This window comes from Ruegeria sp. BHSA163 (assembly GCF_059613365.1).
In genome coordinates this window covers 65,778-87,919 of sequence record NZ_JBXWSJ010000007.1, presented here as the reverse complement: position 1 = coordinate 87,919, position 22,142 = coordinate 65,778, and the positions used below count along the sequence as shown (strand labels likewise).

At 53.1% G+C, this 22,142-nt stretch carries 20 protein-coding genes; 11 read left to right on the top strand and 9 right to left on the bottom strand.

The window, feature by feature from the left end; all coding sequences use genetic code 11:
- Positions 1-48: 48 nt before the first annotated feature.
- Positions 49-1,263, bottom strand: coding sequence for a helix-turn-helix domain-containing protein (locus AC2FNV_RS05575; RefSeq protein WP_170605336.1), 1,215 nt, complete (start codon positions 1,261-1,263; stop codon positions 49-51).
- Between the two features lie 130 nt (positions 1,264-1,393).
- Positions 1,394-2,617: a 5-aminolevulinate synthase gene (gene hemA, locus AC2FNV_RS05570; RefSeq protein ID WP_170605248.1), complete on the bottom strand. Its 1,224-nt coding sequence runs from the start codon at positions 2,615-2,617 to the stop codon at positions 1,394-1,396.
- 335 nt (positions 2,618-2,952) lie between these two features.
- Here hemA and AC2FNV_RS05565 point away from each other — a divergent pair, with 335 nt between their 5' ends.
- Positions 2,953-4,338, top strand: coding sequence for a dipeptidase (locus tag AC2FNV_RS05565; protein WP_170605246.1), 1,386 nt, complete (start codon positions 2,953-2,955; stop codon positions 4,336-4,338).
- Between the two features lie 54 nt (positions 4,339-4,392).
- Here the strand turns inward: AC2FNV_RS05565 and lpdA are convergent, their stop codons facing one another.
- Positions 4,393-5,787: a dihydrolipoyl dehydrogenase gene (gene lpdA, locus AC2FNV_RS05560; RefSeq protein ID WP_170605244.1), complete on the bottom strand. Its 1,395-nt coding sequence runs from the start codon at positions 5,785-5,787 to the stop codon at positions 4,393-4,395.
- A gap of 213 nt (positions 5,788-6,000) precedes the next feature.
- On the opposite strand from lpdA, the gene AC2FNV_RS05555 reads away from it, so the two are divergent.
- Positions 6,001-6,435 carry a hypothetical protein gene (locus AC2FNV_RS05555; RefSeq protein ID WP_170605242.1) on the top strand — a complete coding sequence of 145 codons (435 nt, stop codon included), beginning with the start codon at positions 6,001-6,003 and terminating at the stop codon, positions 6,433-6,435.
- Here AC2FNV_RS05555 and AC2FNV_RS05550 read toward each other — a convergent pair.
- From AC2FNV_RS05550 to AC2FNV_RS05535, 4 genes are all read right to left on the bottom strand, one after another.
- A complete protein-coding gene (locus AC2FNV_RS05550; protein WP_496772639.1) occupies positions 6,432-7,010 on the bottom strand; it encodes a DUF924 family protein in 579 nt (192 codons plus the stop codon). The two genes, AC2FNV_RS05555 and AC2FNV_RS05550, sit on opposite strands and share 4 nt — an antisense overlap.
- Before the next feature lie 107 nt (positions 7,011-7,117).
- Positions 7,118-8,389 (bottom strand): MFS transporter, encoded by a 1,272-nt coding sequence (locus AC2FNV_RS05545; RefSeq protein ID WP_170605238.1) that lies wholly within the window; start codon positions 8,387-8,389, stop codon positions 7,118-7,120.
- A 108-nt stretch (positions 8,390-8,497) separates the two neighbouring features.
- The gene (gene queA / locus AC2FNV_RS05540) at positions 8,498-9,544 is read right to left on the bottom strand and encodes a tRNA preQ1(34) S-adenosylmethionine ribosyltransferase-isomerase QueA (protein WP_170610512.1); all 1,047 of its coding nucleotides are present in this window, start codon (positions 9,542-9,544) and stop codon (positions 8,498-8,500) included.
- Between the two features lie 45 nt (positions 9,545-9,589).
- Positions 9,590-12,967, bottom strand: a complete 3,378-nt coding sequence (locus AC2FNV_RS05535; protein WP_496772638.1) for a YhdP family protein — start codon at positions 12,965-12,967, stop codon at positions 9,590-9,592.
- 69 nt (positions 12,968-13,036) lie between these two features.
- Here AC2FNV_RS05535 and AC2FNV_RS05530 point away from each other — a divergent pair, with 69 nt between their 5' ends.
- From AC2FNV_RS05530 to aqpZ, 6 genes are all read left to right on the top strand, one after another.
- Positions 13,037-13,498: a peroxiredoxin gene (locus AC2FNV_RS05530; protein ID WP_170472678.1), complete on the top strand. Its 462-nt coding sequence runs from the start codon at positions 13,037-13,039 to the stop codon at positions 13,496-13,498.
- A 67-nt stretch (positions 13,499-13,565) separates the two neighbouring features.
- A complete protein-coding gene (locus AC2FNV_RS05525) occupies positions 13,566-14,408 on the top strand; it encodes a ferritin-like domain-containing protein (protein WP_437436501.1) in 843 nt (280 codons plus the stop codon).
- Positions 14,409-14,581: 173 nt separating this feature from the next.
- Positions 14,582-15,907, top strand: a complete 1,326-nt coding sequence (locus AC2FNV_RS05520; RefSeq protein WP_170605334.1) for a DUF5930 domain-containing protein — start codon at positions 14,582-14,584, stop codon at positions 15,905-15,907.
- The gene (locus tag AC2FNV_RS05515; protein WP_170605231.1) at positions 15,897-16,397 is read left to right on the top strand and encodes a bactofilin family protein; all 501 of its coding nucleotides are present in this window, start codon (positions 15,897-15,899) and stop codon (positions 16,395-16,397) included. The genes AC2FNV_RS05520 and AC2FNV_RS05515 overlap by 11 nt, the downstream gene beginning before the upstream one ends.
- Positions 16,398-16,528: 131 nt before the next feature.
- On the top strand, positions 16,529-17,308 hold the full coding sequence (locus tag AC2FNV_RS05510) for a HalD/BesD family halogenase (RefSeq protein WP_170605229.1): 780 nt from the start codon (positions 16,529-16,531) through the stop codon (positions 17,306-17,308).
- Between the two features lie 116 nt (positions 17,309-17,424).
- On the top strand, positions 17,425-18,114 hold the full coding sequence (gene aqpZ / locus AC2FNV_RS05505) for an aquaporin Z (RefSeq protein WP_170472689.1): 690 nt from the start codon (positions 17,425-17,427) through the stop codon (positions 18,112-18,114).
- 43 nt (positions 18,115-18,157) lie between these two features.
- Here aqpZ and AC2FNV_RS05500 read toward each other — a convergent pair whose 3' ends face one another.
- A complete protein-coding gene (locus tag AC2FNV_RS05500; RefSeq protein WP_170605227.1) occupies positions 18,158-18,706 on the bottom strand; it encodes a peptidylprolyl isomerase in 549 nt (182 codons plus the stop codon).
- Positions 18,699-19,205, bottom strand: a complete 507-nt coding sequence (locus tag AC2FNV_RS05495; protein WP_170472694.1) for a peptidylprolyl isomerase — start codon at positions 19,203-19,205, stop codon at positions 18,699-18,701. The genes AC2FNV_RS05500 and AC2FNV_RS05495 overlap by 8 nt, the downstream gene beginning before the upstream one ends.
- Positions 19,206-19,339: 134 nt before the next feature.
- Here AC2FNV_RS05495 and AC2FNV_RS05490 point away from each other — a divergent pair, with 134 nt between their 5' ends.
- The 3 genes from AC2FNV_RS05490 (at position 19,340) to pdhA (ending at position 22,131) form a co-directional block, all read left to right on the top strand.
- Positions 19,340-20,530 (top strand): phosphoglycerate kinase, encoded by a 1,191-nt coding sequence (locus tag AC2FNV_RS05490; RefSeq protein ID WP_170605225.1) that lies wholly within the window; start codon positions 19,340-19,342, stop codon positions 20,528-20,530.
- A 144-nt stretch (positions 20,531-20,674) separates the two neighbouring features.
- Positions 20,675-20,974, top strand: coding sequence for an FtsB family cell division protein (locus AC2FNV_RS05485; RefSeq protein WP_170472700.1), 300 nt, complete (start codon positions 20,675-20,677; stop codon positions 20,972-20,974).
- 167 nt (positions 20,975-21,141) lie between these two features.
- Complete coding sequence (gene pdhA / locus AC2FNV_RS05480; RefSeq protein ID WP_170472703.1) at positions 21,142-22,131, top strand: pyruvate dehydrogenase (acetyl-transferring) E1 component subunit alpha; 990 nt, start codon at positions 21,142-21,144, stop codon at positions 22,129-22,131.
- Positions 22,132-22,142 lie beyond the last annotated feature (11 nt).

The following is a 22,142-nucleotide window of genomic DNA, read 5'->3' as shown; positions in this document are numbered from 1 at the left end:
GCGTTGCGCTTTAGATAGTTCGGCCCGCCAAGTATCGCAATGCCGGTATTACTCTGCAGGTTCTTCTACTACCTGAGTATTAAGTTCGGCCACCAACTGCTTGAGCGCACTGTTTTGATCCGCTTCAAGGTCAGCAACTTCGAACCGCTCTGCCACAGCATCCTTGGACAGGATAACCCCCTTGGTTACTGTTCCCGGCGCACCAACGGGGCCAAAATGCTCGCCATTCATCGCGAAATAGACAGAACCCGAGGCTCCAGCACGCAATTGGGGCGGCTCTTCTGTCAGAGGCACTTCGAAGGTGCTGCCCTGCTCTACAGTGCCCAACGTGCCCTCAAATATGACACTGCCGTCCGAGGCCGTAACCCGCATCCAGGAAGGATTGACAGCGACAATTTTCAAAGTTGTGTCCAGTTGCTCGACCACTTGGGGCAATGCAGGGCGCTCAACGGTGTGAAACTCGGCAACCTCAACCTGAGGAGGTTCCGGCGGACGGAAAGTGCCAACGGTGCGTGGATCCAATGTCGAAATCGGCGCGTCTCGGGCAACCAAAACTGGAACATCAAGGGCCTGCGGTCGATACAAACGATCCAGCGCCTGAGCATTTGGCGCGTCAACGCTGGCAATCTCAGTATCGTCAACTTGAATACTTGCAGCGTCCAACGGGTCCAAATCCGTCAGGACAACCGGTGCCTGTTCTACCGGACTGACCTGAACCTGCTGAATACGGTTCAGAACGGACCATCCGCCATAGCCAATACCGCCAATAACCGCCAAAAGAACAAGCGAAGATCCTATCGCACGAGGCTCGATCTGACTGACGAAGGACTCCCTACCTGGAAGATATGGCGTGTTCGGCGAAACAAATGGATCGCGAGCTTTCGGCCCGCGCGATGGAAGTTCGCCGGTCGGCTTGCGGACAACAGATGCCTCGGCCGACATGCCATGGGCTACTTCGAAACCACTTTCCGCGCAGAACGTAGCAAAGGATTCGTCAGGATTCATGCCCAGGTAGCGCGCATAGGAACGCACGTATCCCGCGATAAAGCCAGGCGTGTCAAATGCGTCGGGGTCAGCGTTTTCAATGGCAGCAATGTAGTTGGCCTTGATCCGCAACTCTCGCTGAACATCGAGAAGAGATTTGCCCATCGTGGCACGCTCACCACGCATGACATCGCCAAGACGCAACTCGTAATCGTCAAAACCCTTTGGTCTGACGTCGGTTTCTTCGTCGGAATCGCGCTGTGATCTGCGCCCAATCATTCCTGCTGCCCCATTCTGCCTTTTTGCGCGATACACGCCAATGGCGAATCATCCCCAAAACGATTCGTCCACCAATTTTATTAGCGCAAGCTTAACACGCGACATACACGTTGCACACTTTGGCGTTAGGTTAACCTGCAAGTTCGGCGCGATTTAGCGCACAATGTGACCAAAGTTCGTCAATCGCTTGGATCAGACGGTTCATTTCGCCCGGTCCGTGAACGGGAGAAGGGGTAAATCTCAAGCGTTCAGTTCCCCGAGGTACCGTTGGGAAGTTGATCGGTTGAACGTAAATTCCGTAATCGTCCAGCAACATATCGCTCAACTTCTTTGTATGAACAGGGTTGCCGACGATAACCGGAACGATGTGGCTGCCGTGATCAATTAGCGGCAAACCCATGCCCTTGAGCCGCAATTTGAGGACCTTGGCTTGCGTTTGATGCTGTTCCCGCAACTCAGTTGCACCCTTGAGATATGCAACAGATGCTGCTGCGCCGGCTGCGACAGCAGGCGGTAGCGAGGTCGTAAATATGAAGCCTGGCGCATATGACCTTACTGCGTCACACATTTTGGCGCTGGCTGCTATATAGCCGCCCATAACGCCATATGCCTTTGCGAGCGTCCCATTAATAATATCGATACGATGCGCCAGACGATCTCGCTCGGTTACACCGCCGCCTCGGGGGCCATACATGCCAACTGCGTGAACCTCGTCGATATAGGTCAGTGCACCAAACTCATCTGCCAGATCGCAAATTTCCTCAATAGGACCGAAATCACCATCCATCGAATAAACAGATTCGAACGCGATCAACTTGGGCGCAGAGGGATCGTCGGCCTGAAGCAACTCTCGAAGATGGGCAACGTCGTTGTGTCGAAAAATTCTTTTGGCACCGCCGTTGCGGCGCACTCCTTCGATCATAGAAGCGTGGTTCAATGCATCGGAGTAAATGATCAGACCCGGAAACAACTTGGGCAACGTCGAAAGCGTCGCATCGTTAGCGATGTAAGCACTGGTAAACAGCAAAGCGGCCTCTTTGCCGTGCAGATCAGCCAACTCGGCTTCGAGGCGTTTGTGATAAACAGTGGTGCCCGAAATATTGCGAGTGCCGCCCGAACCGGCGCCGGCCGCATCAATCGCCTCGTGCATTGCGTTCAAGACAACTGGATGCTGGCCCATACCCAGATAGTCGTTGCCACACCAGACAGTTATGTTCTGTTGCGACCCATCTGGGCAAGTACGTACAGCGTGCGGAAAATGACCGTTGCGGCGTTCGATATCGATGAAGGTCCGGTAACGACCTTCCTCGTGCAGCCTTGAAATTGCTGAGTCGAGCTTAGCATTATAGTCCAACGGTTTCTCCTTCTGCGCCCGGCTTCGTTCTTGTAATAACCGGACCACTCTTTAGCCGCAGGTAACAGCGCAAGCCGTGCGTGCGGATCTGCATCCCTTTGATAACCGTGCCTAGCGAGAAATCCAGAGTCGCATCATTGATTTGCATCAATTATCTTCGTTAAAGCCTTTCGACAAGTATAGTTACGGCAATCAGACGCGAGGAAACGCCGCAGGCAATCGCAACACAGTCTCAACGTTTCCGATAGTATACACCATTTCTTGGCGATACGCACTGGACGGCGCTGTCTGCCCTGATAGGCTCCGCGCCAGTTCAAGACTTTCAGGAGAAACCCATGTCGTTAGACGCTGTTCTCAGCAGGATCGACTCTGACCTGTCCACCTCAATCAACCGTCTGATGGAGTTGTTACGCATCCCGTCGATTTCCACTGATCCGGCCTTCAAAGAAAAGGTCGACCAGGCGGCAGATTGGTTGGTTGCCGACCTCAAAAGCATAGGGATTAAAGCCGAAAAACGATCCACGCCCGGCCACCCAATGGTCGTCGGTCATGTCGGCGAGGATGGCATCGGTCCCCATTTTTTGTTTTACGGCCACTATGACGTTCAACCGGTGGACCCTTTAGAGCTTTGGAACCGTGAACCTTTTGACCCAGCTTTGGAAGAAACTGAAAACGGACAAGTCATTCGCGGGCGCGGCTCTTCCGACGACAAAGGACAACTGATGACTTTCGTCGAGGCCTGTCGCGCTTGGAAAGCGGTTCATGGCACTCTTCCCTGCCGCATCACTTTCTTTTTCGAGGGCGAGGAGGAATCCGGGTCCCCGTCGTTAGTGCCTTTCCTCGAAGCCAACAAGGAAGAGCTGAAGGCAGATCTGGCGCTGGTCTGCGATACATCAATGGTTTCACGCGGGGTGCCATCAATCTCTTCGCAGTTGCGCGGCATGCTAAAGGACGAGTTCACGATCATCGGCCCCCGTATCGATCTGCATTCAGGTCATTACGGCGGCCCTGGCCTGAACCCGCTGCGTGAAATGTCAAAAATCGTCGCCTCATTTTATGACGAAGAGACAGGTCGAGTGGCGGTAGATGGGTTCTATGAAGGCGTTTACGAAGTGCCTGAAGAACAGTTACGTCAATGGGAAAACTGCGGATTTGACGAAGCTGAGTACCTGAACTCGGTGGGTTATACTCAGCCGCATGGCGAAAAAGGTTACTCAACGCTCGAACAACAGTGGGCACGGCCAACGTTAGAAGTAAACGGCCTATGGGGCGGTTACAATGGCGCTGGCTCTAAGACCGTCATCCCATCCGAGGCGCATTGCAAGATAACCTGCCGACTAGTAGGCGAAATGGACCCTGACGATTTACGAGACAAAATCCGCAAACACGTGGAAGCGCGACTTTCCACCGACGCGAAAGTCGTCTGGGACAACGATTTGGAAGGCTCGCCCGCCTCGGTCATGAACCTTGATCGACCAGAATTCGAAGCTGCACGCGGTGCGTTGTCCGATGAATGGAATCGAGAAGCTGTCTTTACAGGTATGGGCGGTTCCATACCTGTAGTCGGCTATTTTGATACGGTTCTTGGCTTGGACTCTATGTTGGTCGGTTACGCTAATGATGACGACGCGATCCACTCGCCAAACGAGAAGTACGACGTGAAAAGCTTCCACAAGGGAATTCGGTCCTGGGCGCGCATTTTGGATGCTTTGAACAAATGAGCTAAATAAGGCACCGCTTTTTTGGCGGTGCCCTTTTTATTTACCAATCCATTTTCACATATGAATTACGCGCCCGTAAGCGTCGAGAACGCTTTCATGCATCATCTCTGACAAGGTTGGGTGCGGGAAGACCGTGTTCATCAAGTCTTCTTCAGTAGTTTCAAGCTGCCGACCAACAACGTAGCCCTGAATTAGTTCGGTGACTTCGGCACCGATCATGTGGGCGCCCAGCAGTTCACCCGTTTTGGCATCAAAAACCGTCTTGATTAAGCCCTCTGGCTCACCCAATGCGATCGCCTTGCCATTTCCGATGAAAGGGAACTTGCCAACTTTAACGTCGTGACCCAATTCCTTGGCCTTCGCCTCAGTGTAACCAACAGACGCCACCTGCGGCTGGCAATAAGTACAGCCGGCGATGCTTTCTGGTTTGACCGGATGTGCGTGCTTGCCCGCGATCAATTCTGCCACCATGACCCCTTCGTGGCTGGCTTTATGCGCCAACCATGGTGCACCGGCTATGTCACCAATCGCATACAGTCCATCGACACCCGTGCGACAGAATTCATCCGTAACAACATGGGTGCGGTCGATTTTGACGCCCAGCGCCTCGAGCCCAAGGTTTTCAACATTACCGACAATTCCAACCGCTGAAATAACGGTGTCGAAATCGTGTTTTTCGACTTTTCCGTTGACTTCGATATGAGCGGTGACTTTGCCTTTGCCGCGATCCAGTTGTTTGACCATCGCCTTTTCCATTATGGTCATGCCCTGTTTCGTAAAGGCTTTTTTGGCAAATGCGCTTATCTCAGCGTCTTCTACGGGCAGCACGCGGTCCATCACTTCGACGACAGCAGTGTCAGATCCTAAAGTGTTGTAAAAGCTTGCAAATTCTATGCCAATCGCACCCGAGCCGATTACCAGTAGCTTCTTTGGCATCCGGGGTGGCATCAAAGCGTGTTTGTAGGTCCAGACGAGATCGCCATCCGCCTCGAGACCCGGCAATTCACGCGCCCGCGCGCCAGTGGCCAAGACAATGTTTTTCGCAGTCAACTCTTCGGAGCCTTTGTCTGTTTTGACACTGACTTTTCCCTTCGAGGGGATCGTCGCCTCGCCCATGACCACGGTGACTTTGTTCTTTTTCAGCAGATGCCCAACGCCACTTGTTAGTTGTTTGGCCACGCCACGCGATCGTTTGACCACTGCATCCAGATCGTAGCTTATCTTGTCTGCCGCCAAGCCGAAATCCTTGGCTCGTTCCATAAGGTGAAACACCTCTGACGAGCGCAGCAGCGCCTTGGTCGGAATACAACCCCAGTTCAGACAAATTCCACCAAGGTGTTCACGTTCCACAACTGCTGTCTTCATTCCCAGTTGTGCGGCACGAATGGCGGCAACATAGCCCCCGGGGCCTGCCCCTATTACGATCAGATCAAAGGATTGTGCTGCCATGTGTTCCTCTCGGCGCGGGTCTGTTTTAAACTAGTTTACCGTTAAACTATTTTTTCCAACGCTTCAATAATGGTCTCCGCGACATATGAGGCGCAGGATAAGAAAGGCGCATTTGCGCTGAATTCAGCCTATACCCCTAGTGCGGCTAAGGCTAGAACTGAGACGCAAAACACTTAGGGTTTTCCGAACTGACTGATAGTCGAGGGAATTGTAATGGCAAAAACGCTCAAGGATTTATTGCTCGCCCTACTGAATGCAACGCTTATCCTGTTGGCGTTGTGCCTATTTTTAGGTTGGAAGCTGGCACAATCTGTCGAAAATATTCGTACGGGTTTCACTGAGAATCTCAAGATGGTCGCTCCGCTACGTGATGAGATGCAAGGTATTGCAGGAGAGATGGCTGGTCTGCGCAGCGATCTCGCGACATTTCGCGAAGAGGGCAATGTACTGGATACAGTTACACGGTCAAAACTTAACGGCGCATTGGATCGCCTTGGCAATATTGAAGCCAAACTGGAAGAGACACAGACCCGACTAGCGGGTCTTGTCGAAAATCCCGAAGACCTGATCAACCACGCAATTACCACTTCATCCGAAGCCGTTGGCAAACAGATTGTGGCTATTCGGGGTTGCGAGCCGCCGTCTTAACCAGCCGCCTGCAAATCTCGGAACGTCGATCCATACCCGCCGCTGTTGACGTAAGCGGCTTCATGTTCGGTAGTAGCTCGCTCAAGCGCTTCGTTGCGGTAAGGGAAACGGCCAAATTGTCTGATCACTTCGCGATGAGCCCTAGCATGCAGCAAATTGCTGGCGCCAAACTCTGGCATTCTTTCGCACATCAGGCGAACACATCGTTCCTGATCGCACAGATTTTCTGAATGCATCATCGGAAGATAAAAGAATTGCCGCGCAGGTTCGTCAATCTTCATGTCCCAGCCCTTATCTACGGCGCATTTCGCAGCAGAAAGAGCAGCGCGGTCAGTCGCAAACGCCTGTTTGCTGCCCCGGAACATATTGCGCGGAAACTGATCCATCAGAATGATGTAAGCCAGTGACCCACTGGGGTACGTTAACCACATAGAAAACCGACCTTCGCAGGCTGCTTTCCATGTTGGCAAAAACCGTTCCCTGATTGAGGTGTCTAATGTCTCGTCCTGAATATACCAACCGTCAGGACCAACTTTGTCTAACCAAAAACTCAGTACTTCTTCGGGACCAACCATGCCCAAAACTCCGTTTATGCCCTCCCCAGGGACGTAAGGTCATATAAGGCCGTTTTACAGAACTGTTACAGTAACATATTGCAACACTGGCGACATAAATCCGGCGCTTAGGCAGTTTCTTGCGCATCAATTTCATCCTGCGCGGCTTCGATAGCAACCTCCTGCGCAACCTCCATGGCGACAGGTGACGCCGTGGGGTAAACTGGTGCAATTGCTCCGGTTTCGTCCACCGGCACGTAAGCACGCTGAGTCATTCTGTAGGCCGCGTAAATCGCCATTACGAACATCAAAGCTGCAATAAACAGGAAAAAGCCCTGTGGCCCAAATATCGCACTTCCCATCAACCAACCGGTAATAACCGGGCCAGCAATTGCGCCTAATCCGTTAATGAACACCAGCCCACCCGATGCAGCAGCCATATCGTCATATTCCAGATAGTCATTGGTGTAAGCGATGAACAATGAATAAAGCGGGTTCGACATTCCACCGATCCAAAAGGCGGAGATCAGCAGAACGGGAAATGTCACGCCAAAAATCATGCCCACCATTGCAGAAACTGCGCCGACCGCTGCAACCAACATGATTAAAAGGCGGCGATCCATCCGGTCTGAAACCCAGCCTAACGGGTACTGCAGTACCAGCGCACCAATGTAGAAAGAAGCTACGAAGGTCGAAATTTCAGCAAGTGACAAACCAGCCTGTGCGCCGTATACCGCAGCCATCGCAAACTGGGCACTGAATACTCCCCCCAAAAGGAACATTCCGACGCATCCCAGCGGCGAAGTATCTAGAAGCTGCCGAAGGGTCATGGGCTTGGTGGTATCAAACGCCGGGGTCGGAGAAATCGACAGCAAAATTGGTGCGAACGAGATCGAGACCAGGATCGAGGCAATCACAAAGGTTTCGTACCCAGCTGGATCACCGACAAGCATCAAGGCCTGTGCGCTGACGATCCCCGTCATCTGAACGATCATATAAAGGGATAATGCCTGTCCTCTGTTTTCATTGCTGGCAGCATTATTCAGCCAGCTTTCTGCCGTTACATAAACTCCTGAGAAGCAAAACCCGATTACCACCCGTCCTAAAGCCCAAGCAATCGGGTCTGTAAGCAAAGGATACATGATCATTACAGCCGAGATAAACGAAGCAAGTGCTGCAAACACCCGGACATGCCCAACCCTTCGGATCATCTCTGGTGCAAGCCTCGAACCTCCCAGAAACCCTAAAAAGTACGCTGACATCACAATCGACATCTGAAATGTGGAAAACGACTCAATTTCGCCACGGACACCCAGCAGCGTTCCCTGCAGGCCGTTTCCGACCATCAACAACCCCATACCGAGCAAAAGCGCCCATGCGCTTGAAATTACCTGAAGCATCCCGGTCTCCTGGAGCCATCATTCGATTTGCCACTAGATGCGATCAAAAATCGCCTTGGTCGCGCTTGTCTACGACATTGTCTCGAAATGATCCTGAAAACACGTCTTTCACGGGATCAAAAGCGACGCATCACCATAGGAAAAGAAACGGTACTTGTTTGAAACTGCATGCCTGTAAACCGCTCGGACGCGATCCTGCCCGATCAAGGCGGATACCAACATGAGCAGTGTTGATTTAGGCAGGTGAAAATTCGTCACAAGGCCGTCGGTCACCTTAAAATCAAAGCCGGGATAGATGAAAATGTCGGTTTCGCCTTCCCAAGGTTGAACCTCTCCTCCTTTGGCCGCGCTTTCGATCAACCGAAGCGCCGTTGTACCCACAGGAATGACCCGTCCACCCTCAGCCTTTGTCGCCCGAATCTCGGCTGCCGCCGTTTCGCTGACCTGACCCCATTCCGCATGCATTTTATGGGTGGTCACATCCTCAACCTTTACTGGCAGAAAGGTGCCCGCGCCAACGTGCAACGTCACATGGGAAAAAGATACACCTTGCGCAGAAAGCGCGCCCAACAAGGCTTCGTCAAAATGCAGTGATGCAGTCGGCGCCGCCACCGCTCCCGAATGGCGTGCCCAGATTGTTTGATAATCCGTTTTGTCCTGTTCGTCCGCCGGCCGTTTGGCTGCTATGTAGGGCGGCAATGGCATTGCACCCGCTCTTTCCAGCGCCTGATCGAAATCCTCACCTGTTTTGTTAAAGCGCAGCAAAGCCTGACCGTCTTCAATCCGTTGAAGCGTGGCGCTCAGCCTTTCGGAAAATATAATCTCTTCGCCCAATTTTACCTTCTTTAGCGGTTTGACCAGCGCAGACCAACTGCCATCGGCTTGTGGGTCTAGCAGAGTGGCCTCAATTCGAGCGGATACGGGACCTTGCTGACTGACGCGATAGCGACGCCCATTCAGTCGCGCGGGAATTACTTTTGTATCATTCAGAACCAGGCGATCACCTGGGCGCAGCCAATTTGGAAGATCGAATACATGCTGATCAGTAAGGGAGTCACCCTGTGCCACCAACAACCGCGCAGACGACCGCGGGTTTACTGGTCGCGTCGCAATAAGTTCTTCAGGTAGGTCAAAGTCGAAATCGCTGAGTTTCATAGCCGCGCCATACATCGGCGAAAAAGATTCTTCCACCACTCACACTCAGCGGTCCTCACCTCTGGAATGCGAGGCCGGGTGATCCTGAATCGATTTGTTCAATGTAGCATTCGGCCCATCAGAGACAGTTGGCGCAGGGGCGCGCATCAGATTTCGAAGAAACAGCGGAGCCAGCCCAGATAATGGGTTCACGGAAACAGCAGGTCCGGTCAGTGGACCCTTGAGAGTATAATTGAAGGCAAAAACGCCTTCTCCTTTGCGGGTCAGAACGCTTCCCACAGCATTCAACAGATAGATCGGCGATATTGCACCGTGCAGGTCCAGCAGACCTTCGACTGTGTCGATTGTCCCATCGAAGGAAAGACCCATCGAAGGGCCAACTGCGCTGCCGCTAAGTACCTTAATCTCGGTTGGAGTTACCCGCATTTTGCTATCGATGGCAGAAAAAAAGATACCTTGGCCTGCCATTTCATCCACAAGACCGACCAAGCTTATGGCGTTCAACAACGCCGCCATCGCTGGGGCATCCTTGATGCGCGTATTTTCCATCCTAAGGGTCACATCGTAATTCCCCGCTTCGGCCACTGGATCCAACTGCAAAGCCAATGATCCGCCGCGGGCTTGGGTTATGACACCGGCCGAGCGCAATACAGCGCCTGCATCATCTGAACTCAGGTTAACTGCGCTCCGCCCATCACGTGGAGAAACTTGCCCGCTGACCGCTGCTCCTCCATTAACTGCGGCAGTAAATGCACCGTTTAGACCGCCAGTTGTTCTGAAGTTCCCTCTTAGACCTGTTAAAGCTACTGATTGCGTGACCTGCAACCGATCCAACGCGACCTCCAAATTTGGACCGGGCCCCGAACCACCTCCGCTGCCGGACCCAAATGTGGATTTGCCCAAATTCAACACACCGCCCAACACGCGAATGTCCGGAACCCTTGCCCCACGTCCGATCAATTCGGCAGGCACCGCCAACCAATCACCCAATTCAAACGAGCTGAAACGGATACGATCAAAATCTCCGTCACGAAATGAAATCGATGCGCTGGAGCGAAGACCTGCAGCGTTCAATCGCAGTGATTGGACGTTTGGTTGTTCACCCAATGTCGCCTCAATCGACATCGTACCTTCACCGCTTTCGGACTTCCGCCATCCTAATTCTGGTATTGCAAGACCGACCCCTAACAAATCAGACTGTGCTGTCAGATTGGGCGGATCACCAGCGCCAATTCCCAGAGCGAAATCCGCCTGTCCGCTGCCAGTCAACATCCCTTGCGGCAAGCCGGCACCGATCTGCTTCATCAATCGGTCGGATAACTCGATCTGACCGGTTAACTGGCTTCGCAGCGGTGCACCACCTCCGATCGGTTGGGTCCATTTGGCTTGCACTGGGACATCTCCATAAAACCCATCCCCGCCAATCGACACCTGAGTTTGATCTCCGGTCAAAGCTAGCTGCGCAGCCTTTACCACTGCGTCAGGAACAAGCTTGTCGCTTTGAACATCGAAAACATCACCTGCGTAGTGAAATTCTGTGTCCTCAAGTTTCAGGTTCTTAATTAAAGGCAGCGAAAGCGTGCCCTCCAGACGCACCCTGCCCTCAGCCAAGTCAACCGGAAGATTGGCCTTGGTCATTACCTGCAAAGGCGGCCTATCCAACAGCGAAAGCGCGGCTGTCACGCTTCCGTTCGCCTTCAAGCGGACAATGCCGGGAGTTCGTTTCTTAATGCTTACATCCGGGATTATGAAAGACGTACCCGACGCATCCACAGCGCCGCCTTGGTCGGCGAACACCAATCCTTGTTGAGCAGTTACAGTAAAACGTCCATTCAAAAAATTGACCTGACCCTGCGCATCCTTGACCGGAGGCATCGTTTTAGCAAACCGAACTTCCGTTTTGTCAAAGTCGAAACTTGCAAAAATGTCGGGTCGTATATCTGGCTTCGCGCGCAGAGAAAATTCGAGATCAGACATCTGGCCCTCAAACAAATTTTCGTCCACCCATTTACGCGGCTTTGGCGCCAACTTTTGCGGCCAATACCCAAGAACTTGGTCGACCCGCATTTGATCGATCTGGCCGTCGATATTCGCAACCCAACCATCGGGCAGTCCAGCAATATCACCGCTTAACCGCAGTCGATGATCGCCATCCTCAACGCGCATTTGTCCCAGCTTGACCCTAAACGGAGCCAGCTTCATCTGAAAGTCCACGTCTGCATGCGTGAAGGTCAATGGTTCAGGAAACAAATCGGCGGGATTGACTTGAATACCGCTCAGCCGGAACTGCCCGTCCATGCTTTCCAACCCGGCGGCAGTGACACCTTGCAGGAACGCTTTGCCATCGCCCTGAACATTTCCCCACGCTGAATTGATCGAAACTTCATTAAAATCCAACACATGCCGTTTAGGGTCATAAGTGAAATATGTGCGTGCTGATTCAAAATTTATTGGGCGCGTCTCGGGCGTTGGCTGCACTGCGCCCGAACCAAGATTAAGTGTGGCAAAGACTGAACCAAGATTGCCATCCGCATCAATGCTTCCACGCAAGGCCCCAGAAATTGGAGATTTAAGAACCTGCATCCAAGCCAGTGCTGGGCTATGCCCGCTTATGTCCTCGGCCGGAAGATCGGTAATCGTGATGCCAAACCTAGCCTCGGCACTTTCTAGCGTACTGGTATAATTTGCCTCGATTTCGCTTACGTAATCTCGACCTGCCAGCACTGAAAAACTGGTGGCCAGTCTGACCTCGCGCGCACTACGGGTCATCTGAATACGACCGCCGTCCAGGATCCAAGACCTACCTTGTCTGAGGTCGCTGTAATCCAGAGTAATTGCATCCAGTTCGACCGAAGTCAGCGCCGACAAAGCTGGGGACATAAACATACTGTCCGAAGCCTCGATCAATTCGGCCATGTTTGGCGCTCGGCCAACCGGTGCGCTGTCGGTTCCGACTGTCATTGTCAAAGCTCCGTCAACGCCGCGCGACAAGGCGATCTGTGCGCCTTGCAAAATGATGCGTTTTGGCCTCACATGACCACGCAGCAACGGGCGCATGGCAAGGCTGGCCCTCATATCTGAAACTTCGGCGATTTGCTGGCCGGCAGCATCGCTTATCTGGACATCTGTCAGGCGTAAACGTGGTCGCCAACCTTCATGTATTATCAGGCTGACGTCGCCGAAGCGTATTTGAAATCCGCCCAGTGCTTCATCCAGCCGGGTCTCCACCCTGTCGCGCAACCAAAGCGGCGCATGCACCCGTTGTCCGACGACCATGAACGCGGTTACTAAGGCAAGCAGAACCAGAACAAATACGCCCCGCATGGCCCAAAGCCCTGCAGTACGGCGGCGCGAGCGGCGACGTGGTTTCTTACCCACTTCATTGTCGACTTGCCGTTCTGATTGCACCAATTTGCTTTCCACACCTTTTAACCCGCCCGGCATGCCCTATGATATTGGGATACCGAAAATAATATTAACCGGAGATCGCACATGCCCGAGGTTTCAGACATTGCACCCGATTTCACGCTGCCCCGAGACGGGGGAGGCCAGGTCAGCCTTGCAGAGCACCGCGGCCATCCAGTCGTTTTATTTTTCTACCCCCGTGATGATACGCCGGGCTGCACCAAGGAATCCATCGGTTTCTCAGAACAACTGCAGGCATTTGCCGACGCCGGCGCTCAAGTTTTCGGCATCTCTCGCGACAGCGTTGCCAAGCACGACAAGTTCGTCGCCAAACACGGTCTAACCACACCGCTACTGTCCGATGAAGGCCAAACCGTTTGCGAGGACTACGGAGTCTGGGTCGAAAAGAACATGTATGGGCGCAAATCGATGGGGATTGAGCGATCAACATTTCTTATCGATGCAGACGGTCGCATCGCCCGATTATGGCGCAAGGTTAAGGTGCCCGGTCACGTCGAGGAAGTACTGGAAGCCGTCCGCTCATTATAATCCTCCTCGACCCGCGACAACATTCAGATTATGTCCCGCTGAAATATTACTCAGGCGGAGCGATCCTTTGTCTAAAACACTAACCCAGATGGCGACCGAAGTCCTTACAACTGCTGATGGGCGCGCCAAAACAGATCTGTCTAAAAGTCATGCCGCAACGTGGTTCGCCTCGCGCACAGGCGAGGCCCCTGAGATCATAGTTGGGACAGCGACGCCGCCCTTGTCGCCTGCCCGACCCGATAAACCCGAGCTTCTTTCGCCACGGGAAGTACCCAAACGTCGACCGGGCACAGAGGAAGGCCGCATTGCGCTGTTACATGCAGTCGCGCATATCGAATTGAACGCAGTAGACCTGCATTGGGACATCATTGCCCGTTTCGGTCATGTTCCGATGCCGGTTGGGTTCTACGACGACTGGGTCAAATGTGCTGAAGAAGAATCTCGTCATTTCGAGATGGTCTGCGACTGTCTTGAAGAAATGGGTAGCCATTATGGTGCATTACCGGCCCATGCCGGAATGTGGCGCGCCGCCGAAGATACGGCCGAAGATCTGATGGGACGTCTGGCTGTTGTTCCAATGGTTCTCGAGGCTCGCGGTCTCGACGTAACACCGGGAATGATAGACATTTTTCGCAATGCGAAAGCAGAACAGGCTATTTCAGCGCTCGAGGTCATTTATGCCGAAGAAGTTGCGCATGTGGCCTATGGTTCCAAGTGGTTTCATTTCTTGTGCGGTCGCGAGAATGTCGATCCGAAGGACGTTTTCCATGCGCTGGTACGCAAATACTTCCACGGCGTGCTCAAACCGCCTTTCAACGAGGAAAAGCGTGCAGAAGCAGGGCTGCCGCCAGATTTCTACTGGCCACTGACGGAAGAAATGCCGTCAAATAAAACGGCGTCGGACCGGTAACACCAGCCAGTTTCGGCAACTTCCCGCCGATACCCAGCGGTAATCCCGCAATTTTACGGCGAATATAGTCAAGAATGTTGCCCTATGGGTTTCGTCCCTTTATGCAGTCGGCCCAAGAGGCGGCGAGACGCTCACGACCGGCCTTGCATACGGGGACAATTGAGGTACGACGCGTGCGAACACGTCTGGCAATCAAATTTCACGCACTTTTCGAGCGGTACTTTCCGGAACGCCGGGTTTTTTTGAAATCCGACAACGACACCAGATTCATTCGACTGAGTTCGGAGACACAGCTTGCGGCCTTTGCTGGGGTCGCAGTCATGGTCGGTTGGACTGCCGTTGCAACGGCGATCCTTCTTATGGACAGCATCGGGTCGGGTAATTTCCGCGAACAGGCGAAACGGGATCAAGCAACCTATCAGGACCGTCTGAATGTTTTATCCGCCGAACGCGATGCGCGTGCGGCTGAAGCGCTGGCAGCACACGAACGTTTCAACGCTGCATTGGAACAAGTCTCGTCAATGCAATCGGAGCTTTTGGAGTCCGAGAACAGACGTCGCGAGCTGGAGACTGGAATCGAAGTCATTCAGACAACTCTGCGCACGACTATCAAGCAACGAGAAGAAGCCCGCAGCGAGTTGGCTGAATTGCAGCAGGCTTCGGAAAACGGAACGTCGGATGTTAAGGCGTCGTCGAACCCTGCCCATATGGCGTTTATGACCGACGCTCTGGTCCGCACTGCGCAAGAGCGCGATATGATCGCTGCGAATGCGCAGGGTGCGCTGGATCAGCGGGACGAACTTGAGCTAGAAATCCGGCTGATGCAGGAACGCAGCGACGAGATTTTTCGGCAATTGGAAGACGCGATGGTGATCTCGGTCGAACCTCTGGACAAGATGTTCCGGCAGGCAGGAATGCCGACAGATCGCATTATTGAAGAAGTCCGACGAGGATACAGCGGCATGGGCGGGCCGCTTACCCCAATTTCATTCAGCACGCGCGGTGAGGAACTGACCCCCGACGAAATCCGCGCGAATGCACTGCTGCAGCAAATGGATCAGATAAATCTGTATCGAATTGCTGCCGAAAAGGCCCCTTTTGCCAGCCCGGTTAATTCAGCAGTGCGATACACCAGTGGTTTCGGCAAACGCCGCGACCCGAAAACCGGTGGCAGCCGTATGCATAACGGTGCAGACTTTGCGGGCTCTCACGGCACCGACATATTTGCTACCGCAGATGGCGTTGTGACCCACGCAGGCTGGCAGTCCGGTTTTGGCCGGTTGGTCAAGATCAAGCACGCCTTCGGTATTGAGACACTTTACGCTCATAACACCAAGATCCGCGTTAAGGTCGGTCAAAGGGTCTCGCGCGGGGATCATATTGCTGATATGGGTAGCACCGGACGGTCGACCGGTACGCATCTGCACTATGAGGTGCGCGTAAACGGAAAACCCGTGAACCCTATGACCTATATCAAGGCTGCGAGAAATGTTTTCTAAGAGCAAAATTAACGAGCCCGGATCCAAAGAAGCTGAGGCGTCAAAACCCGCCGCACCGGCAACATCGGCATCCCCTGCACCTGCAGAGTCCAAGACCAACACGGCACCTAAACCTAAGCCTCCTGCATCTGTTCTGTCTTCCGACCTTCACATAACAGGTAACATGAAAACCTCGGGTGATATTCAGGTTGAAGGAACCGTCGAAGGCGATATTCGCGCCCATCTTCTGACAATCGGCGAAACCGCCACCATCAAAGGCGAAGTTACAGCCGACGACGTTGTGATCAACGGCCGAATCGTTGGTCGAGTGCGCGGCCTTAAGGTCCGCCTGACTTCAACAGCCCGTGTCGAGGGCGACATCATCCACAAGACGATCGCCATTGAAAGCGGAGCGCATTTCGAAGGTTCGGTGCAGCGTCAGGACGATCCTTTGAACCCTGGCCGCGGTTCTAAATCTGGCGCTAACCCTGCCGCAGAAGTCAAACAGTAACCCCGATCAAAGTGGTTGGGAGCTGAGCGCCGCGAGAAATCTCGCGGCGTTCTTTATTAAGCGCTCCACATTATTACCAACAGCGATAATATTATCGCATTGAACCGTTTTGGCGATGACAGGGACCTTTCATGATTTTGGATAACATTATCGATCTTGAATCCTACCCAATCGGTGACCGCAATTTTCGCAATGCCTGCAAGCGAACCTTCGATCTGGACGGGGTGTTGGAGATGCCTGGCTTTGTAAAAGACGAGGCCGTTAAATCAATTTGCGCGGAAGGTTTGACTAACTCTCAAGCTATTTACGCAAAAACTGAGCTACACACAGTGTATTTAAGCCCACAGGATCCACAATTCCCACCTGAACATCCACGAAACCGACTGGTGCAGTCCTCAAAGGGGTGTCTGACCGACGATCTGATTCCGCAAGGGTCGGCGCTGCGTACGCTTTATAATGCAGAACTTTTTCGAGAGTTTCTGTGTGCCGTTTTGGAAGAGGGCGCATTGTTCGAATACGCCGACCCTCTGTCTTCCATAAATCTGCATTTCGCCGAAAAAGGTCAAGAACTCGGATGGCATTTCGACAACTCTTCATTTGCCATTACCCTGATGATTCAAGCACCTGAAAAGGGTGGCCAATTCGAGTTCATCAAGGGCGTCAGAGACGCCGACTCTGGCGAAATGAACTATTCTGGTGTTGCTGAAGCATTGGATGGGATTACACCGGTCGAAACTCTGAATGCTCGGGCGGGAACGTTGGTTTTCTTTCGTGGTCGAAACTCAATGCACCGTGTCGCCCCGAACGAAGGCGATGTAACGCGAATTCTAGCCGTGCTGGCATATAACGCCGAACCGGGCATTTCCCTATCCGAAAGCGCCCGCAAGACTTTTTATGGCCGAATATCTTGACCGATTAGCAACAGGCAAGACTCTAATCGCCCAACAAGTGGTCAAAAATGGACTGAAATCCACAAAAAATGTTTTTTTGATATACACTTAAGCCGATTTGTTCCGGAGGGTTAATCATGTCTTCTAAACTCATGGCCGAGTTTTTCGGCACATTCTGGCTGGTTCTTGGCGGTTGCGGCAGCGCGGTTTTAGCGGCCGGCGTTGCAGATGTGGGCATCGGCTGGCTTGGCGTTGCTTTCGCGTTCGGTCTGACCGTTTTAACAATGGCCTACACTGTAGGACACATCTCAGGCGGGCATTTCAACCCGGCTGTTAGCCTGGGTCTGATGATTGGCGGACGGTTCCCGGCAAAAGACCTTTTGCCCTACTGGGTCGCCCAGGTTGTTGGCGCGATTGTCGCCGCTATTGTCCTTTACGTGATTGTAAGCGGCGCACCGGGCTTTGAAGGGGTTGGCGGGTTTGCATCGAACGGTTACGGCGATGCCTCGCCAGAGGGCTATTCGATGATGTCTGCCCTTGTGATCGAAGTTGTGCTGACCGCGTTTTTCATTTTGATCATTCTGGGAGTGACTTCAAAGGGAGCGCCTGCAGGCTTTGCCCCAATCGCAATCGGTCTTGCGCTTACACTGATCCACCTGATTTCGATCCCGGTCACAAACACGTCGGTCAATCCCGCCCGTTCGACAGGCGTTGCATTGTTTGCCGACGGTCCCGCTTTGGCTCAGCTGTGGCTTTTCTGGGTCGCACCACTCATAGGTGGCGCATTGGGCGCACTTATTTGGAAAGTTATGTCACCAGAGGATTGAGCAAAAAACAGCTCCGGCGCCTGTTAAGGCGCCGGGCTCAATATTATTCGGTTACGGTAACCTTTTTCATTGCGTCGGGCTGGCCTATGACAGCGCCGTTGGGACCATCGCCTCTCTTAATAGCGTCGACAACATCCATGCCGTCTGTGACCTGACCGATTACTGTGTATTGGCCATTCAGAAATGGGCCAGGTTCGAACATTATGAAGAATTGTGAATTGGCACTGTTGGGATCTTGTGCCCGCGCCATTCCCACTACACCACGATCATAGTTAAAGTCCGAAAATTCAGCCGGTAGATCAGGACGGTCCGAACCGCCCGTACCCGCACGCCGCAGATCGCTTCCTATGCGGCCGTGCTCGACATCGCCGGTTTGGGCCATGAAGCCATCGATCACTCGGTGGAAAACCACTCCGTCATACTGCCCTGCAGCGGCAAGCGCCGTGATCTGTTCAACATGTTTGGGCGCAAGATCTTCGAACAGGTCTATGACCACTGTGCCGTTGGCGCCCTCCCCCTCAATTTCGATCTCAAGCCCGGTTGCAAAGGCGGGGCTGGCCAACAGGGTGAATGCCGCAACAAGTTTACGCATCGGCTGCCACCTTCACACTGATCATACGGTCCGGGCTCGCAGGGGGCTCACCCCGGACGATCGCGTCCACATGCTCCATACCATCGATAACACGCCCATAGACGGTGTACTGACCGTTTAGAAAATGGTTGTCTTTGAAGTTGATAAAGAACTGCGAATTCGCAGAGTCAGGGTTGGCTGACCGCGCGGCACCAAGAGTACCGCGATCATGGGGCAATTTAGAAAATTCAGCCGGGACATTCGGCAATGACGAACCTCCGGTACCGGCCATCCGCAGATTGAAACCATCTTCCATATCGCCATGCTGAACATCGCCCGTTTGCGCCATGAAACCGTCGATCACCCTGTGAAAGGCCACATTGTCGTATTCACCACCACGCGCCAGATCTTTCATCCGCTCGCTATGCAACGGGGCCACGTCTGGCAGCAGCTCAATGACAACGTTTCCATCTTTGAGCTCAATGATGATTGTGTTTTCGGGATCTTTGATCTCGGCCATGTGGCCCTCCTGTGGATTAGTCTTGCGCAAATACCTATGCGCCACGCGGACGAAAGCCAAGTGACGCATTGACCTGAGGGCAAAATGCAGGAAAAGAACCGCCTATATCGAACTCAAGTGCCGAGGATTGCGCCATGGGCTGGAAAACGCTGGACGACATGGACCTGAACGACAAACGCGTGCTGGTGCGCGTGGACATCAATGTGCCCGTCGTGGACGGAATGGTAACAGATGCCACTCGTATCGAACGCATTGTCCCTACCGTCCGCGATATTTTGGCCGCTGGGGGCAAACCCATTCTTTTGGCCCATTTTGGGCGTCCCGGTGGCGAACGGCGCGAAAACCTATCGCTCAAACAGTTGGTCCCTGCTCTGGAGATTGCATTTGGCGTCGAGGTTCTTTTTTCAGCCGATTGCGTGGGTCAAGAAGCTGAACTGGCCGCGCAGGAGCTGCAACCCGGTCAGGTGCTACTACTGGAAAACACCCGTTTTCACAGCGCGGAAACAAAGAATGATCCTAATCTGGCGGCAGGAATGGCGCAACTTGGGGATATCTATTGCAACGACGCATTTTCGGCCGCCCACCGCGCACACAGTTCTACCGAAGCCATTGCACGGTTGCTTCCCGCTTGCGCAGGCCGCTTGATGCAGGCCGAATTGGAGGCTCTACAAAGCGCACTGGGAAATCCCAAACGCCCAGTGACAGCAGTGGTCGGTGGCGCCAAAGTTTCAACCAAACTGGAACTGTTGGGCAATCTGATAAACAAAGTCGACAACCTTGTAATCGGCGGTGGGATGGCGAACACCTTTTTGGTGGCAAAAGGAATTAGGGTCGGTAAATCGTTGGCCGAGCGGGATATGGCAGATACGGCATCGGACATTCTGTCCAGAGCTGCACACTCCGGTTGCAATATCGTTCTTCCGTCAGACATCGTTGTTGCTGAAAAGTTTGAAGCGAACACACCGCATCAAATACTGCCTGCCGACGAGTGCCCCGAGAATGGCATGATCCTGGATGCGGGCCCCGATAGTGTGGCTGCGATTTCGGATACCTTTTCCCAAAGCAAAACGTTGATTTGGAACGGACCGCTAGGCGCATTCGAACTTGAGCCGTTCGATGTCGCCACCAATGCTGCAGCTCTCAAGGCCGCGGCGCTTACTCGATCAGGACAACTAATTTCGGTCGCAGGTGGTGGCGATACGGTCGCGGCATTGAATGCTTCGGGCGCGGCACACGACTTCACGTATATCTCGACCGCAGGTGGTGCTTTCCTTGAATGGATGGAAGGCAAAACACTGCCTGGGGTTGCCGCTTTAGAGACCTGAACCAAGTAGTTTGGTCGTTTTGGACTCACACTGAGTTTTTTGCGAATCAGGGGATTCACATCCCGAATCACCTATGACATAGTGCTTCGAGATGCCCAAAAAGGGCACGTTTCTTGAGGCAGAATTCATACGGCGGTCAACAGAGTGTCCCGTTCCAATAGACCCAGATTGGGCGCAATCGTCTTTTTCACGGTAGCTTTTATGCTGGGTGTGTATTTCACCTTTGCTGCCGTGCAGGGCGATTATGGTCTTTTCCGCAGAGTGGAGATAGCTGCGGAACGGGACGCTCTTTCGCGCGACCTCGCCAAGCTGAATTCCGAAATATCTGAGATGGAAAACCTAACTCGCCGGTTGTCGGATACCTATCTGGACCTCGACCTTCTGGATCAACAGGCACGGTCGATTTTAGGTATGATCCGTTCTGACGAGATCGTAATCCAATAACGTTACGCATTATCGAAACTTTTCGGCCAGGGGACACCTGCCTAGATCGCCGGTCAAATCCTGCGCGTCCTGCCGCTGCATAACATTTACACTCGCCAGATTAAGCGAAATGCTCTATGAGATAGTTTAACGCTAAACTATCTTGCCGGAAGGGGGAGATCGCCGCTATGGCTGCGCGAAAAACCACAAAGAAACCAAATGTTTCTGCGGAAGAACTTAAGACTTACTATCGGGAAATGCTGTTGATCCGCCGATTCGAAGAAAAGGCCGGGCAACTTTATGGCATGGGCCTGATCGGTGGATTTTGCCACTTGTATATAGGACAAGAAGCCGTCGTCGTAGGACTTGAAGCTGCGGCAGACGACGGAGACAAGCGTATCACTTCCTACCGTGATCATGGCCACATGCTGGCCTGCGGCATGGAACCGGGAGGTGTGATGGCCGAATTGACCGGGCGCATTGGTGGTCTGTCCAAAGGCAAAGGCGGCTCGATGCACATGTTCTCCAAGGAAAAACACTTTTACGGTGGCCACGGCATTGTCGGCGCACAAGTACCGTTGGGCGCGGGATTGGCTTTTTCTGATAAGTACAAGGGGAACGACCGGGTCACGTTTACTTATTTTGGTGATGGCGCAGCTAATCAGGGTCAGGTTTACGAAACATTCAATATGGCGGCGCTGTGGGATTTGCCCGTCGTCTTCGTCATCGAAAATAACCAGTACGCCATGGGCACAGCGCAAGCCCGCTCGACCTCAACCAAAGAAATTTTCCACCGAGGTGAGGCGTTCGGCATTCCGGGCGAAATCGTCAACGGAATGGACGTACTGGCCGTAAAAGAGGCTGGCGAAAAAGCAGTAGCCCACTGCCGCGCAGGAAAAGGTCCATATATTCTTGAGATCAAGACGTATCGGTATCGCGGTCATTCAATGTCAGACCCAGCCAAGTACCGCACGCGTGAAGAAGTTCAGAAAGTGCGTGAACAGAGCGATCCAATCGAACATGTGCGTGAGCTTTTGCTAACAGGAAAACACGCGACAGAGGACGATCTGAAGGCGATCGACAAAGAAATCAAAGAGATCGTCAATCAGGCCGCCGAATTCTCGAAAGAAAGCCCCGAGCCGTCGTTGGACGAGCTTTGGACCGATATCTACGCCTGAGAGGACGATTA

What these genes read in the sequence shown, in the direction of transcription:
- AC2FNV_RS05545 (WP_170605238.1), bottom strand. Translation starts at nt 8,389, where the DNA reads ATGCTTCAGGTAATTTCAAGCGCATGGGCGCTTTTGCTCGGTATGGGG.
- AC2FNV_RS05575 (WP_170605336.1), bottom strand. Translation starts at nt 1,263, where the DNA reads ATGATTGGGCGCAGATCACAGCGCGATTCCGACGAAGAAACCGACGTC.
- AC2FNV_RS05565 (WP_170605246.1), top strand. Translation starts at nt 2,953, where the DNA reads ATGTCGTTAGACGCTGTTCTCAGCAGGATCGACTCTGACCTGTCCACC.
- AC2FNV_RS05530 (WP_170472678.1), top strand. Translation starts at nt 13,037, where the DNA reads ATGCCCGAGGTTTCAGACATTGCACCCGATTTCACGCTGCCCCGAGAC.
- queA (WP_170610512.1), bottom strand. Translation starts at nt 9,544, where the DNA reads ATGAAACTCAGCGATTTCGACTTTGACCTACCTGAAGAACTTATTGCG.
- AC2FNV_RS05510 (WP_170605229.1), top strand. Translation starts at nt 16,529, where the DNA reads ATGATTTTGGATAACATTATCGATCTTGAATCCTACCCAATCGGTGAC.
- lpdA (WP_170605244.1), bottom strand. Translation starts at nt 5,787, where the DNA reads ATGGCAGCACAATCCTTTGATCTGATCGTAATAGGGGCAGGCCCCGGG.
- AC2FNV_RS05490 (WP_170605225.1), top strand. Translation starts at nt 19,340, where the DNA reads ATGGGCTGGAAAACGCTGGACGACATGGACCTGAACGACAAACGCGTG.
- AC2FNV_RS05495 (WP_170472694.1), bottom strand. Translation starts at nt 19,205, where the DNA reads ATGGCCGAGATCAAAGATCCCGAAAACACAATCATCATTGAGCTCAAA.
- AC2FNV_RS05550 (WP_496772639.1), bottom strand. Translation starts at nt 7,010, where the DNA reads ATGGTTGGTCCCGAAGAAGTACTGAGTTTTTGGTTAGACAAAGTTGGT.
- AC2FNV_RS05515 (WP_170605231.1), top strand. Translation starts at nt 15,897, where the DNA reads ATGTTTTCTAAGAGCAAAATTAACGAGCCCGGATCCAAAGAAGCTGAG.
- AC2FNV_RS05555 (WP_170605242.1), top strand. Translation starts at nt 6,001, where the DNA reads ATGGCAAAAACGCTCAAGGATTTATTGCTCGCCCTACTGAATGCAACG.
- aqpZ (WP_170472689.1), top strand. Translation starts at nt 17,425, where the DNA reads ATGTCTTCTAAACTCATGGCCGAGTTTTTCGGCACATTCTGGCTGGTT.
- AC2FNV_RS05500 (WP_170605227.1), bottom strand. Translation starts at nt 18,706, where the DNA reads ATGCGTAAACTTGTTGCGGCATTCACCCTGTTGGCCAGCCCCGCCTTT.
- pdhA (WP_170472703.1), top strand. Translation starts at nt 21,142, where the DNA reads ATGGCTGCGCGAAAAACCACAAAGAAACCAAATGTTTCTGCGGAAGAA.